This is a genomic window from Kitasatospora sp. NPDC056800 (assembly GCF_042789775.1).
Lineage (GTDB): Bacteria > Actinomycetota > Actinomycetes > Streptomycetales > Streptomycetaceae > Kitasatospora.
The window spans coordinates 1-12,512 of sequence record NZ_JBHUAL010000255.1; the positions used below are offsets into that span (position 1 = coordinate 1).

At 74.4% G+C, this 12,512-nt stretch carries 10 protein-coding genes; 4 read left to right on the forward strand and 6 right to left on the reverse strand.

All coding sequences use genetic code 11. The features are described from left to right. Positions 1 to 210 precede the first annotated feature (210 nt). From ACFRQN_RS36470 to ACFRQN_RS36480, 3 genes are all read right to left on the reverse strand, one after another. Positions 211 to 576, reverse strand: a complete 366-nt coding sequence (locus ACFRQN_RS36470; RefSeq protein ID WP_074005273.1) for a hypothetical protein — start codon at positions 574 to 576, stop codon at positions 211 to 213. Between the two features lie 378 nt (positions 577 to 954). Continuing rightward, entirely contained in the window at positions 955 to 1,164 is a 210-nt protein-coding gene (locus tag ACFRQN_RS36475) for a hypothetical protein (protein WP_380744826.1), read from the reverse strand. An 85-nt stretch (positions 1,165 to 1,249) separates the two neighbouring features. Next, positions 1,250 to 1,828: a CGNR zinc finger domain-containing protein gene (locus ACFRQN_RS36480; RefSeq protein WP_380744828.1), complete on the reverse strand. Its 579-nt coding sequence runs from the start codon at positions 1,826 to 1,828 to the stop codon at positions 1,250 to 1,252. Between the two features lie 88 nt (positions 1,829 to 1,916). On the opposite strand from ACFRQN_RS36480, the gene ACFRQN_RS36485 reads away from it, so the two are divergent. Next, the gene (locus tag ACFRQN_RS36485) at positions 1,917 to 3,536 is read left to right on the forward strand and encodes an FAD-dependent monooxygenase (protein WP_380744830.1); all 1,620 of its coding nucleotides are present in this window, start codon (positions 1,917 to 1,919) and stop codon (positions 3,534 to 3,536) included. On the opposite strand, the gene ACFRQN_RS36490 is transcribed toward ACFRQN_RS36485, so the two are convergent. Beyond that, a complete protein-coding gene (locus ACFRQN_RS36490) occupies positions 3,484 to 4,020 on the reverse strand; it encodes a DUF1707 domain-containing protein (RefSeq protein WP_380744832.1) in 537 nt (178 codons plus the stop codon). The two genes, ACFRQN_RS36485 and ACFRQN_RS36490, sit on opposite strands and share 53 nt — an antisense overlap. 196 nt (positions 4,021 to 4,216) lie before the next feature. Between ACFRQN_RS36490 and ACFRQN_RS36495 the strand changes: the two genes are divergently transcribed. Continuing rightward, the gene (locus ACFRQN_RS36495) at positions 4,217 to 5,455 is read left to right on the forward strand and encodes a serine hydrolase domain-containing protein (RefSeq protein ID WP_380744834.1); all 1,239 of its coding nucleotides are present in this window, start codon (positions 4,217 to 4,219) and stop codon (positions 5,453 to 5,455) included. Positions 5,456 to 5,506: 51 nt separating this feature from the next. Here ACFRQN_RS36495 and ACFRQN_RS36500 read toward each other — a convergent pair whose 3' ends face one another. Next, positions 5,507 to 6,508, reverse strand: a complete 1,002-nt coding sequence (locus ACFRQN_RS36500; RefSeq protein WP_380744836.1) for a S41 family peptidase — start codon at positions 6,506 to 6,508, stop codon at positions 5,507 to 5,509. Positions 6,509 to 6,598: 90 nt separating this feature from the next. Between ACFRQN_RS36500 and ACFRQN_RS36505 the strand changes: the two genes are divergently transcribed. After that, positions 6,599 to 7,213, forward strand: coding sequence for an ArsR/SmtB family transcription factor (locus ACFRQN_RS36505; protein ID WP_380744838.1), 615 nt, complete (start codon positions 6,599 to 6,601; stop codon positions 7,211 to 7,213). 36 nt (positions 7,214 to 7,249) lie between these two features. On the opposite strand, the gene ACFRQN_RS36510 is transcribed toward ACFRQN_RS36505, so the two are convergent. Beyond that, positions 7,250 to 10,753 (reverse strand): hypothetical protein, encoded by a 3,504-nt coding sequence (locus ACFRQN_RS36510; RefSeq protein ID WP_380744840.1) that lies wholly within the window; start codon positions 10,751 to 10,753, stop codon positions 7,250 to 7,252. 239 nt (positions 10,754 to 10,992) lie between these two features. Between ACFRQN_RS36510 and ACFRQN_RS36515 the strand changes: the two genes are divergently transcribed. Beyond that, entirely contained in the window at positions 10,993 to 12,465 is a 1,473-nt protein-coding gene (locus ACFRQN_RS36515; RefSeq protein ID WP_375877774.1) for a purine-cytosine permease family protein, read from the forward strand. Positions 12,466 to 12,512 lie beyond the last annotated feature (47 nt).

Sequence of the window (12,512 nt, forward strand, 5' to 3'; positions counted from 1 at the left end):
CCCGATCGGGGTCGGCGGACGCGGGTCTCAGCGGCAGAGGGCGGCAGCGACGACGCGCTGCTTGACGCCCGGGGCCGGGGTGGTGGTGACCGTTGTCCCGTCCAGGGCGGCACGCGAAGCCGGGGGCGGTCGTCGGTGCGGAGGAGGAGCGGCGGCCGCGGCCGTGCTCCTGACGGTGGACCACCTGCCCTCAGTCGCTCCCGGCCGGGATCAGCAGCCGATGTAGCGCATGCTGAGGCCGGTGATGTGGGTGCCCGAGGGCGCGTAGAGGGTGATGGCGCGGGACTTGCCCTTGCCGCCGGCCCAGTCGCTGTCGACGTGGCCGCCGTTGGAGAGGCTGCCGCGCACGTACGGACAGCGGCCGTCCGCCTTGGTGTCGTGCACCGTGCCGACGACCTTGGAGTTGTAGTTGCACCACTTGCCGTTGGCGTAGCCCTCGCCGGAGCTGATGCTCCAGTTCTGGGTGCACGAGTCGGCGGGCGGCGCGGCGTGGGCGCCGACGGCCGGGAGCAGCACGGCGGCGAGGGTCAGAGCGGCGACGGCGGCTCCGTGGACGGCGAGACGGCGCTTGGACATGGCGGTACCTCCACACGGGGTTCACGGTGGGCATCCGGAGGCCGGGGTGGCGGGGCACCAGGACATCGGCGGCGGCGCACGGAGCGCGGCACGACCGGCACCCGCCCTCGGCGTTCCACCGAGCGTGACGTATTCGAACGACCGTCGTCAACGACGGAGTCGGCCACGAGCGGCGGCGGTCCACCCCTGCGGCACCGGGGTGGCACGGGCGCCCCAAGGGGTACGTCCCGCACCATGGGGGTGAGGGAGGACGGTCGTCCACGTGCGCGAACCTCGACCCGAGGTTCGCCAGTTGGGCGCCGGACAGCCACCGGGGCCGACGGTGAGCAGGTCTCCGGGCGGGCCGTTCCGCTGACGCCTCCCAGCCGGGCGGGCCGGTCACAGGGGCCCGGTATCGATCCTGACGAGGGTCTGCCGCACGGTGCCGTCCGGCTCGTACACGGTGCGGTACAGGTACGGGACGCCCGAGCTGTCGGACACGGCGATGCCGTCCTCGACGACCGCCCGCTGCTCGGCGATGGCCCGGAGCCGGCCGTCCGAGTCCGGCGGCAGCTCCGGCTGCGGGGGACGGCGGTGTCGCCCGGCCATGGCGGCCCTCACTTTCGCTCTGTGCGGGCCACCCTCCAGGGGCCCTCCGGCGGCAGCGTAGACCCCTGCGGTCACCACCAGTCCTCTAGCTCTTCTGGGCGCGGTGGGCGGCGACGCGGACGCGGGTGGCGCAGCGGGGGGTGCAGTAGCGCTGTGGGGTGCGGCGGCCGGTGTCGATGAAGAAGCGTCCGCAGCCCGGGGCGGCGCAGCGGCCCCAGGCGCAGGTGCCGCGTTCGCTGAGCCACAGGCCGAGGGCGAGGGCGGCGGTGGAGAGCAGCCAGTGGGTGAGGCCGGCGTCGGCGGGGGCGCGGGTGTGCAGGGACCAGGGCCGGCCGGGGAGGCGGACCAGGCGGGGGCGGGGCGGGTGGCGGTCGAGCAGGGTGTTGATCAGGTCGGCGGCGTGGTCCGGGTCGTCGGTTTCGAGGACGGCGGTCACCTTGGCGGTGGCCTGGCGCAGTTCGTGGGCGTCGGCGTCGGTGAGCCGGAGGGGCGGGCCGCCGTGGCGCTCCAGGAGGGCCTGGAGTTCGGCGGCGCCCGTGCCGGGGTCTTCGCGGACGGTGTTCGCGAGGTCCGTGAGGAAGTGGAGGCCGCGGGGGTTGCCGTCGTCGCCGTCCTGGAGCCGGGGCTGGGGTTGGGGTTGAGGCTGGGACTGGGACTGCGCCATGGGGGTCGCCTCGCGGGGTCTGGGAGGGTGCCGTCCGGACCATGGTAACGTCAAAATAACCCAGTAGGCGTTACTGAGGAGTGGTGGCATGCGATACCCCGGGACCACACCCGTGCTCATCGTCGGCGGCGGCCCGGTCGGCCTGACCCTGTCCGTCCTGCTGTCCGGCCACGGCGTGCCGCACCTGCTCGTCGAGGCGCACCCGGACACCTCGCGCCACCCCAAGGCCCGTGGGGTGTCGGCGCGTTCGATGGAGGTCTTCCGGCGGTGCGGGCTGGAGGAGGAGGTCCGGCGGGCCGGCCTCCCGGCCTCGCAGGTGTTCTTCTACCGGGGCCGCAGCCTGGTCGACCCGGACTTCGTCCGCACCGGCGTGGCGGCCGGCACGACGGAGGACGCCGAGCGCACCCCTACCCCCGGGCTGATCTGCTCGCAGGACGCCCTGGAGGCCGTCCTGCTCCGACGGGCCCGCCAACTCGCCCCGGACGGCGTCCGGTTCGCCACCCGCCTGCTCTCCCTCACCCCGCGGGACGGACACGTCCAGGCCCTGCTGGAGGACCGCACCACCGGCGAGCGCCACACCGTGCGCGCCGACTGGCTGGTCGGCTGCGACGGCGCGTCGAGCACCGTCCGCACGGCGGCCGGCATCGAGATGGCGGGGCCGACCGGCCTCGGCCACTTCCTCAGCATCCGCTTCGAGGCACCGCTCGGCGAGGTGGTGGCCGACCGCGCCAGCGCCTCGTACTTCCTCACCGAACCGGGCCGCGGCGGCTTCCTCGCCGTCGACAACGACCGCCAGTGGATCTACCAGCACCCGTACGACCCCGAACTCCCGGGCATCGACGCCCTGTTGAGCGACTGCGGGGCACTCGCCCGGCTGGTCCGGGAGGCCGCCGGACTGCCCGGTCTGGCCGTCACCGTCCAGGACACGATGACCTGGCGGATGGACGCCCGCCTCGCCGGGGCCTACCGCCGCGCCCGGGTGCTGCTCGCGGGCGACGCCGCCCACGTGGTGCCGCCGACCGGCGGGCACGGCATGAACACCGGCATCGGCGACGCGGACAACCTCGCCTGGAAACTCGCGGCGGTCACCGCCGGGACGGCCGGCGAGGCCCTGCTGGACACCTACGAGGCCGAGCGGCGCCCGGTGGCCCGGCAGGTCATCGACATCTCGCTCGCCAACTCCCGTGCCCGCGCCGGGTACCGGATCGACGACGAGCTGCTGCTCACCGCCGCCTACCGCTCGACGGCGGTCCTCGCGGACCCGACAGCCCCGGAGCGGCCACCCCTGGACCCGGACCGCGAACACCCCGACGGCACGCCCGGCACCCGCCTCCCCCACCTCCACCTCCCCGGCCCGCCCGGGGCCGCAGCCACATCCACCCTCGACCTGGTCGGGCCGGGCTTCACCCTGTTCACCACGGCCACGGAGGACGCCGACTGGCAGCACCAGGCGGACACCGCGACAGCGGCGGGACTGCCGGTCACCGTACACACCCTGGCGCCCCCCGACTGGGCCCGCGCCACCGGCCTTCCCGCCACCACCGGCGCCGCCGCCCTCGTCCGCCCGGACGGCCACATCGCCTGGCGGGCGCGGCAACTGCCTTCCAATGACGGCGAGTTGCTCACCATCCTGCGGCGCTTGCTGTCCGCAACGCTCAGCGCCGGGCGTGCCGGATCTTCAGACGGCCGAAGCCGGTGGTCCCGGTGATCCGTATCGTCGGGTTGCCCACGGATGAGCGGCGGGGAGGCGTGTAGCGCACGTCCTTCCAGCCTCCCTGGAGGCCGTCGATGTCGACGACGGCGTCGCGCGGGACGGTGATCTTCGCACTGCCGGTACCGAGCCCCAACTCGATGTCGATCACCGGATGTTCGATGACCGCCTCCGACAGGTCCAAGTGCACCCGCCCGAAGGCCGACGCCACCTGAAAGCTGCGCGGAACCCGCCAGGGGCCGCGGCGCACCAGGCGCCCGCTGACGGCGGCGATGGTCGGGACCGCTCCCTGGTCCGGCTCGGGGAGCGAGGCCAGGGGCGGCGCGAGGTCGGAACGCGTCTTCGCGGTGAGCACCTGGTGGAGACGGTCGTCCATCTCCTCGCGTGAGATGTGCCCTTCGGCGAACGCCTCTTGCAGGCGCTCCACGGCATGGTCGCGTTCAACGTCGTTGATCGGCAGGTTGTCCGGCAGAGCGGTCACTGTCCTACTCTAGTCCCGCTCCGGGGGCGGGCCGCGGCGTAGGACCGGCTCAGCCCGCAGGGCGACGCCCAACTGGCCCGACCAGTCCCAGGGAGGACACGGCGCGGCACCTTCGGTGGATGCCCGGGCGGGAACCCCTCCGGCACGCTCGGTACGGGGGCGGCGATGCGCGCCTGCCCCGGAAGGGACGCAGCCCATGCCCGACGTGACGACACCTCCGCGCGCCCTGAGGCGCGGCCTCCGCTCGGCGGCCGCGCTCCTGGCCGCCGCCACCCTGCTCGGCGCCGGTGCCGCCCCGAGCTTCGCCGCACCCCCCGGCCGCCTGCCGGTCGATGCCCAACCGGCGGGCGAGCAGGGAACGTTGGCGACTGGAAGCGCCGAGGCCACCGCACTGCGCACCACGCTCCAGGGCATCGTCGACACCGGTTCCTCGGCAGCCGTCGGCGAGGTCCGGCAGGACGGGCGGACCGTCTGGCGCGGGCGGGCCGGCGTGGCCGACCTGGCCACCGGCACGCCGGTACCCGAGCACGCCCGGTTCAGGATCGGCAGCGTCACCAAGACCTTCGTCGCCACCGTCCTGCTCCAGCTCTCCGCCGAGCGGCGCATCGGCCTGGACGACCCGATCGACCGCCACCTGCCCGGCGCGGTCCCGAACGGCTCGGCCATCACCGTCCGCCAACTCCTCGACCACACCAGCGGGTTGTACAACTACACCGATGCGCCCGGCCTGGATCCCCAGAACGAGTCCCAGTACCTCGACTGGCTGGCGGGACCACGCTGGCAGACCTACCAGCCGGCCGACCTGCTCGCACTGGCCAACCGCAACGCTCCGTACTTCCCCCCGGGACAAGGCTGGCACTACTCCAACACCAACTACCTGCTCGCGGGCCTGCTCATCGAGAAGGCCACCGGCCACCCCTGGCAACAGGAGGTCGACCGGAGGATCATCCAGCCGTTGGGACTGCGCGACACCGGCATGCCCGGCCGCTCCGTCCGGCTGCCCGGCCCCCACGCGCACGGCTATGTGAAGCTCTCGACCGGGCCGGTGGACGTCACCGAACTCAACCCGTCCGTCATGGGCGCCGCCGGTCAGGGCATCTCCGGCACCGCCGACCTCAACCGCTTCATCGCCGCCCTGCTGGACGGCCGGCTGCTGCGGCCCGCCGAACTCGCCGAGATGACCAGGACGACGGACGCCGGCCCAGGACGCGGATACGGGCTGGGGCTGGCCCGGTTCGACACTCCCTGCGGCGTGTTCTGGGGTCACAGCGGAGACCTCCCCGGCTACTCGACGATGGTCGCCGGCACCGCCGACGGCCGACGCCAACTGGTGCTCTCCCACAACCCGTACGACCGCTCCGACCCGCGCGCCGCCAAGTCCGCGGTGACGGCCTTCCTCACCACGGCCGCGTGCGGAGCCGCCTCCGGGCACTGAACCACTCCCGGGACGCAGAACCGGCGCAGCGCCCGATGCCAGGGCCGGTGATCAGAGCCGGGCGTCCGGCGGCGTGGGGTGGTCGTCCGCCTGGCCGTGGAGGGCCTGTCGGGCCTCCTCGGCCGACGGGGTGTCGCCGCCGAGCCGGGCGATGTCGGCCAGTGCGGCGCGGTGGGCCGTCTCGTGGGCCCGGGCCGGGTCGGTGGCGGTGTCCGGGATGACGCCGGTGCCCTCCCAGTTGCCGCCGGACACCGGGTTGATCGAGCGGGCGGTCGGGATGGTGGCCTCCAGGTGGGGGTGGAGCGTGAAGCCCCGGCGGGGGTTGGCGCCGCCGCCGGAGGCCTCGCCGACCACCACGGCGCGGCCGCGCTGCTGGAGGTCGTACGCGAGCGCCTCGCCGCCCGAGAAGGTGGCCCCGCTGATCAGCACGTAGAGCGGCTTGCTGCCGCCGAAGCGCGGGCCGGGTGCCTGCGCGGGGCTCCAGAACTGCCGTTCGGCGTCCTCCTCGCGGTCGTAGATCGTGCTGAGGTGGGTCGGGCCGTCGAAGAGGTGGCCGCAGATGTGGGCGACCGTGTACGGGTCGCCGCCGACGCACTCGCGCAGGTCCAGGACCAGGGCCTCGGCCCGCGCGACCAGGCCGAGCGCGGCGTTCAGCGAGTCGCCGGTCATGTCGAGCGGGAAGAGGATCGGCGCGAGCTTCAGCAGGGCGACGCCGCCCTCCAGCCGCTCGATCCGGGGCACGCCGCCGAGCGAGAGGTCGGCGGCCCGCGCCAGTTCGGCGAGGACGGCGCCGTCCTCCTGCTCCGTCGGGATCGCGTGCGGGTGGAACTTCAGCCGCAGGTGGCCGTCGCCGTTGACGGACTGGAGGTCCTCGGTGACCAGCCGGCCGAGTGTCTCGGGGTCGCCGGACTGGTGGTAGCGGCCCTTGGACAACGCGTCGTCGAGGCCCCGGGCGATCCGCTCGCCGATCTCGGGGAAGACGTAGAGCCCGGCCGTGAGCCGGCTCACCTCGGTGACGATCCCGGTGATCTCGGCCGACTGGAGCTGCGCCATCTGCTGTCCCCCGCTGGTGATGCTCGGTCAGGTCGCGACGAGTAGAGCACGCGGCTTGCGAAAGCGTCAAGAAAATTGGACGCTTTACGCATGGACGACCAGCAGCGGGAAGACCGGCCCCAGGAGCACGAGCCCCACGACCCCCAGCCGGAGGGTCACCAGCCCGAGGACCACCAGCCCGAGGACCACGAGCTGACCATCGAGAGCCCGCAGCAGTACAAGGCGCTCTCCCACCCGCTGCGCCAACGGCTGCTACTGGCACTCGGCGGGCAGCCCGCCACGGTCGGCCGACTGGCGGCGCTGCTGGACAGCCGCAAGGGCACGGTGGCGCACCACCTCAAGGTGCTGCAGGAGGCCGGCGTCGTCCGCATCGTGGAGACCCGGAAGGTGCGCGGCGGCAGCGAACACCTCTACCAGCGCACCACCCGGCGGATCGCCGTCACGGAGCGTGGTGCCGGACGCGGCACCGGACGCGACGCCGGGCCGACCACCGCCCTGCTCAAGGCGGTGGCCGAGGAGTGCGCCGACGCCCCGCAGGAGCCGGTGCTGGTCCTGCGGCACCTGCGGCTGACCGCCGACCAGGCCGCGCGCCTCGGCACCACCCTCCAGGCCCTGGTCGCCGAGGCCGCCGAGGCCCCGCCCGGCGAGCCGGTGCACGGCGTCCTGGTGGCGCTCTACGAACAGGCCGCCGGACGCGACGGCTGACCGCCGCGCCCCTACCGGCCCCGCTCCCCCGCCCTTCTACTCCGTCGCCGTCCGTACCGCCAGGGCCGCCTCCCGGACGTCCGGCTGCGGGTGGCGGCGCAGGGTGCGGAGCAGTGCTCGCCACTGCGAGCGCCAGCCGGTGCGCGGACCCAGGGCGTGGGCGAGACCGACCGCGAACAGGCCTTGGGTGTGGCCGCCGTGGGCTGCGAGCCGTTCGGTCACGGTGTGCAGGACCGCCGGGTCGCCCGGGCGGCGAGGCGTGTTGAGCCGGCTCCGCAGGGCCTCGGCCGTGCGGGCGGCCAGCACCGGGCGGTCGCCGTGAACGGCGGCCAACCGGTCAAGCTCGGCGAGGAGATGGTCCTGGGTGGTGTCGAACTCCAGGGTGGCGGTCAGGAGTTGGACGGCCTTGGGTATGAAGTCAGGTCTGGTGGAGAGGAGTTCGGCTGCCTCGGCGACCGTCTTCAGGCCCTCCGCCGACGGGCGGTCGGCCACGCCGGCGGCGAGCCGGGCGACCAGGTGGTCGATCCGCTGCCGGGCCGGCCGGTCCCGGTCGGCGGCCGCGTCCAGTCCGCCGCTGCCACCATTCCCGTCCGTGTCCCCGCGCTCCGGGGCTCCCGCGGCCGACGCCTCGCTCGCCAGCAGCTGCGCCAGCGCCTCGGTCAGCCGGCGGCCCGTGCCGCCGACGGCGAGCGCGGCCAGGCCGGCTGCCGCGGCCCGCCAGGAGGAGCGGTTGGCGAGGTCAACGGTGCCCGCCAGCAGCAGCTCCTCCGCTTCGGGGTACCAGGGCGACCAGGCGGCCAGCAGGTCGAGCGCGACCTGGGCGGTGTGCGGGTCGTCGCCGCTCGCCACCCCGGCCACCAGCGCGGCGTAGCGGGGGCGGTCGGTGGTCGGCAGGTCCAGCGGCCGGGTGCGCAGCACGGCGGACCGGGCCACGGGGGCGCCTGTCGCGGCGTCTTCGAGCAGCCGCCAGGCCGCGGGTGCGGGGAGCAGGTCGACGGTGGCGGCCACGACCGCAGCCCGGACGTCGCGGTGCTGGCCGGGCAGGTCGTGGGCCTCGGCGAGGAGTGCGCCTGCGGTGTCCACCGGCAGCAGTCGGGCGGCCAGCCGCACCAGTTCCTTCAGGCTGGTGACCTTCGCCCCACCGCCGCCGGCCACCCCGCAACCGGCAACCCCGCCACCGGCTTCCACGGCCCCGTCCGCCGCCGGCAGCAGCACCGCCCGCAGCATGCCCGCCAGTCGCGACGGCGCGACGAACCCGGCGGCCCGCCCTGCCGCGTACAGCGCGACCCGCGCCCGGTCGTTCCCGGCCTGGGCGAGCAGCAGGGGCAGCGCCTCGGCGGGCCGGTCGGTCCAGATCAGGGCTCCGAGCGCGGCCTCGGCGAGCACGGTGTCCGGGGAGTCGACGTACGGCCGGACGGTGGCGAAGCCGCGTTCGGGGACCGCCACCACGGTGCGCAGGTGTCCGGCCCGTACCTGCCGGGGCAGCGAGGCGTCGGCCGCGGCTGCCGCCAACAGGCGTGCGGCGGCGGCCTGTTGTCCGGGTGTCCAGCCCTCGATGCCGTCGACCGGCGGCAGCCAGTGCGTCCCCGCTGCCAGGAAGCGCCCGTACGGCAGGGTGTCGGCGAGGACGGTGTCCAGCAGGTCGGTGCGCCCGCGGGCCAGCACCCGGAGCACCGGCGGCAGGACGGCGGCCGACGGTTCCAGTTCCAGCACCCGTGCCACCCGTTCGCCGCGGGTGACCGGGTCCGCGAGCCAGTGCCGGACGGCCTGGATGAAGGTCGCGTTGTCGCCGAACTGGATGGCCTCCCAGAGGAGTTCCTGCAGTTCGGGCAGGTGGTGGGCACGCCGGCCCAGGGCTCCGGCCAGGGCGAAGGTCAGCGTGTGGTCGACCCGGTCCGCACCGGCCGCCAGCCACGGGCGCAGCGCCTCGAAGACCTGTGCCTCCTGTCCGCGCCGGAGCACGGTGTCCAGCCGGCCCAGCGGAACGCTGCCGAGCATCCCGGAGAGCTGCCGCAGGGCGGCCAGGGCCCAGCCCAGCAGCGGCTGTTCACCGCTCACCGCGTGCTCCCGCAGGACGGCGAGGGCGAGTTGCGAGAGCGCTCCGCGGGTCTGCCAGGAGGTGTCCCGGGCCTCGACGGCGTCGGTGACGATCCGGCCGAGGGCGGCGGCCGCCGCCTCCCCCCGGAAGAGCGCGGGCGGGACCTCGGCCAGCGCGACCAGGGCCGGGGAGCGGACCGGATCCTGCTCGTTGCGCAGCCGCAGCAGGTCGTCGAGGAGTTCGCCGACGGCGGCCGGCTCGCCCGACCGGGCCGCGTTGCGGACCAGCAGCGGGTAGGCCAGCGCCCGGTCCTCCGCGGCCGGCCGCCGGGTGGCGGCGAGCAGCCGCGGCCGGGCCTCGGCCACCGGCAGGTGGGCGACGTGGGCCAGCACGACCGACCACGCGGCGCCGCGCTCGGCGGCCTGCGCGGCCATCCGCCGGGCCTCGGCCTGCGCCCGTCGGCGGGGCAGCGCGTCGAGCACGGCCCCGGACAGCTCGCTGCGGCTGAGGTCCCGGTCCGCGGTGACGAGGTCGTAGAACGCCTCGCGCCGGGACGGCGGCAGGGCGCGCAGCAGCCGGGCGAGCCAGATCGGGGCGGTGCTCCAGGCCCGGCCGAGGTCCGGCAGCTCGGGCGGGTCGAGCCGGGCGACCCGGGTCAGCGCGCTGCGGGAGATCGACGCGGTGGCCGCGCGTTCGGGCAGCGTGATCAACCGGATGGTCCGGCCGGGCGCGGCGGTCAGCAACCGGCCCAGGCACCCCTGCACCGGCTGCGGCAACCACGTGGGGCAGTGGCGTTCCAGCAGGTCCAGCACCCGCTCCGGTCGGTGTCCGGCGGCGGCCGCCAGGACGTCCGCGTTGCGCTGCCACCAGGCGGGGCGGGCCGGCTCGGGCAGTTCGGCGAGCTGGCGGGCCACCTCGTCCAGCAGCAGGTCGGGGTGGCGGCGGGCCAGGATGCTCCAGCGCGTCACGGCGAGGAACAGCCCGGGCAGGTACCGGGCGACGGTGTCGGGCCCGCAGCCCGGCAGCAGCCGGGCCGCCGCCGCGTCCCCCCACGCCTGCCGCACGGGGAGCAGCAGCCGCTCCGCCAGCGCGGTGCGCCCGCGGGCGACGATCAAGGTGGTGAGCCGGTGGCGCAGGACGGCGGGCGCGTCGGCCATCGCCGCGGCCAGCAGCTCGTCCGCGACCGGCAGGTGGAGTGCGGCCTTCAGGGCCTGGCGGCTGACCGCCGGGTCGGGATCGGTGAGCCGCGCGGCGACGAAGGCGCCGTCCCCGGCGATCGTGGCGGCGACTCCGGCCAGCCCTCGGCCGTAGGCGCCGCGCTTGTCGAGTTCCGCCAGCAGCGGGCCGAACCGCTCCGGTCCGTCGCCCTCGTTCGGTCCCTCCGCTGCCCGTTCCTTCGTCCAGGCGGCGAGGCGCCGCATCCGGGCGGGGTGGGCGAGCGGGGCGAGCTCGGCGAGGAGGTGGTCGACGGCTTCGGCCGGGCTGTGCGGTGCACTGGACATGCGGGCCATTCAACAGGCCGGCCGCCCCCGCGGTCGCAGGGTTTTCCGGGTGGACCGGCCGAGGGTCCGGGAGGCGGCCCGGGAGACGGGTGCGCCGACGGCCGCCGGCGAGCACCCGCGCCAACCGCTTTGCCCTCAGAACAAAGTAGGATGATTCGACTCCCGCTACGCGCGAAGAGTTCCACAAATATCTTATTTGACCGATTTACCTCCCGCTTCACACGCACGGAGCCACCCTCATGGACAATCCGTCCACCGACGCCAACGACGGCGCGATCGAGACCCGCGGCATTGAGCCTGTCCCCGACCACGAGCGCCGGGGCAGAGTCCGCGAGCTCTTCCCGACCTGGGTCGCGGCGAACATCAGCGTCCTGCTCCTCACCATGGGTGCGGCCCTGGTGGTGTTCAACCACTTGAACTTCTGGCAGGTCCTGGTCGTCGCCGCGTGCGCCGCCCTCATCTCGTTCGGCATGGTCGGCGTGCTGTCGGTCTCCGGGAAGTGGGGCGGAGCCCCGGGCGCGACCCTCTCCCGGGCCACCTTCGGGGTGCGCGGCAACCTCTTCCCCGGCGCGATCCTCTGGATCGCCCGGTTCGGCTGGGAGACGATCAACGCCGTCACCGGCGCCTACGCCGTGCTGACCGTCCTCGACCTGGTCTTCGGCGTCAAGAGCAACACCGCGCTGATCGTGATCACGCTCTTCGCCTTCGTCGCCTGCACCTTCCTGGTCTCCGGCATGGGCCGGAAGGCGCTGAACGTCTGCAACACCTGGTCGACGTACCTCTTCGGGGTCTTCAGCGTGCTCGTGCTGGGCTACCTGGTCGCGACCATGAACTGGAGCGAGGTCTTCTCCAAGCCCGCGGGCACCACCGCGATGATGATCGCCGGCATCGGGACCATCGCGGCCGGCGGCATCAGCTGGGTCCCCACCGGCCCGGACTTCGCCCGCTACCTGCCGCACGCCGCCTCCGGCCGGAAGATCGTCGGCGTGACGGTCTCCGGCGCCGGCCTGGTCATGGTGCCGATGGTGCTGATGGGCGCCGTGATGGCGGTGGCCTCGCCCGGCCTGGCCGAGGCCGCGGACCCGGTCTCCTTCCTCGGCGACCTGCTGCCGACCTGGCTGGCCGTGCCCTACCTGCTGACCGCGATCGTGGGCATGCTGCTGATCAACAGCCTCTCCATGTACTCGGCCGGCTTCACCGCGCAGACCATGGGCGTGAAGCTGCCGCGCGCCATGGCCGTCAGCATCAACGCCGTGATCTCGCTGGTCGGCGGCCTGCTGCTGATGCTGGTCGCCAAGAGCTTCCTGGGCTCGTTCATCACCTTCCTGATCCTGCTCGCCGTCTCCTTCTCGGCCTGGATCGGCGTCTACGCGGTGGACATGTACCGGCGCCGCTCGCGCGCGGTGCGCTACGACGCCGCCGCGCTCATGGACACCAGCAGGAAGAGCCGCTACTGGTACACGGGCGGCTTCTGCTGGCAGGCGATGGTCTCCTGGGTGCTCGCGCTGCTGGCCGGGCTCGCCTTCACCAAGTGCGACTGGTTCGCCGGCCCGTTCTCCGGCACCTTCGTCGGCAAGTACGGGCTCGCCTGGGCGGCGACCATCGTGATCTCCGGCGTGATCATGGCCGTGCTCCCGACCCCCCGGGAGAACACCTCCGGCACCGACGAGCAGCCTGCCGAGCAGGCCGCTGAGCAGGCCGCCACCGTCTGACCGCGCGACCACGCCCCCGGACCGCCCGGCGGTCGGCTCACCCGAGC